Raw genomic sequence first — 1,033 nt, 5'->3', positions numbered from 1 at the left:
CGTACGACCCCGACGCGTACTGGTGCAGTTGGAGGCCGTCCGCGTCGCCGCTGGCCACGTAGTGCGGCAGCGAGGCCAGCAGCCGCATCACGTTCGGCGGGCAGCAGGCGCAGCGGAACCATTCCGTGCGGCGTGCCCCCTGGTCGCCGTGCGGGCCGGCGTAGTCCTCGCGGACCTGGAGCGGGTTGACGTACAGCCAGCGGTTCCCGTCCAGCGAGACGCCCGACAGGAAGCCGTTGTACAGGGTCCGTTCGACCAGGTCGCTGTAGCGGGCCTCGCCCGTCAGGAGCGCCATGCGCCAGCCGAACTGGATCGAGGCGATGGCCGCGCACGTCTCGGCGTACGCCCGGTCCGGCGGCAGTTCGTACGCGTCGCCGAACGCCTCCAGGTCGTGCCGGGAGCCGACCCCACCGGTCAGATAGGTCTTGGTGGCGGCCATGTCCTCCCACAGCCGCACCAGCGCCTCCCGCAGCCCGGGATCGCCGGTCTCGGCCGCCAGGTCGGCGGCTCCGGCGAGCAGATACAGCTGGCGTACGGCGTGCCCGGTGACCCCGGCCGCGTCCTGCACCGAGGCATGGTCCTGCCAATAGGGTGCGCCGGGGCGGCGGTCGGCCTCCCGGTCCACGGCGCCGTCGCCGAGGGTGCCCGCTCCGCGCCGGTCCACGAAGTAGCCGGCGAGGTCGAGATAGCGCCGCTCGCCCGTCTCCCGGTACAGCTCGACCAGCGCCGTCTCGATCTCCGGGTGTCCGCATACGGCGTCCACCGGCTTGCCGGGGCCGAAGGTGGCGTCGATGTGGTCGGCGAACCGCACCGCCACGCTGAGGAGTTCGTCGCCTCCGGTGGCCCGGTGGTGTGCGATCGCGGCCTGGATGAGATGGCCCGCGCAGTAGAGCTCATGCCCCCAGTGCAGCTCGGTCCACCGCTGGGCGCCGGGCCTGACCTGGTAGTACGTCTGGAGGTAGCCGTCGGTGTCCTGTGCGGCTGCCACCAGCTCCGTCAACCGGTCGACGTGCTGGGACAGTTCCCCGCAGGC

At 72.2% G+C, this 1,033-nt stretch carries 1 protein-coding gene; it reads right to left on the bottom strand.

Annotated features, from left to right (window positions below; translation table 11 throughout):
- Positions 1–1,033, bottom strand: a 1,033-nt coding sequence (locus CCN51_RS51765) for a glycoside hydrolase family 127 protein (protein WP_143676237.1), incomplete at both ends; no start/stop codon positions are given.

Source organism: Streptomyces milbemycinicus, assembly GCF_002154605.1.
Lineage (GTDB): Bacteria > Actinomycetota > Actinomycetes > Streptomycetales > Streptomycetaceae > Streptomyces > Streptomyces milbemycinicus.
Note: the sequence above shows the minus strand (reverse complement) of the source record. Positions and strands in the feature narration are given on the sequence as shown.